At 67.0% G+C, this 361-nt stretch carries 1 pseudogene; it reads left to right on the top strand.

Going from position 1 to position 361, the window contains the following annotated elements:
* Nucleotides 1-57 precede the first annotated feature (57 nt).
* Nucleotides 58-361: pseudogene (locus CYJ76_RS11625) on the top strand (tRNA pseudouridine(38-40) synthase TruA); the annotation flags it as partial.

The following is a 361-nucleotide window of genomic DNA, read 5'->3' as shown; positions in this document are numbered from 1 at the left end:
TTGATGAGGGTGTCTTCGAGGAAGTCTGCGGCGTCAGCAAAAAGGGCGGCGGAGCCGATGACCAGCGCAATCGTCACCTCAACGACGAAGCCAAGCCCGTTAAGAGCAGCGACCCATGCTCCGGCTGATCAGCCCATTGAGCTCGTCGTTGCCGGGCGCACTGACGCGGGCGTGCATGCCAGCGGCCAGGTCTGCCACGCGGACATCCCGGCGGACGCCTTCGAGCAGCGCTCGCTGACCCGCCCGGAGGATCTGGTGCGTCGCCTGTCGCGCATGTTGCCCGCGGACGTGCGGTTGCACGGGGCAAGTGTTGCCCCGCAGGGTTTTGACGCCCGCTTCTCCGCGCTGCGCCGGCACTACA

This window comes from Kytococcus schroeteri, assembly GCF_002847825.1.
Taxonomy (GTDB): Bacteria; Actinomycetota; Actinomycetes; order Actinomycetales; family Dermatophilaceae; genus Kytococcus; species Kytococcus schroeteri.
This window is presented reverse-complemented; position numbering and strand designations above follow the sequence as displayed.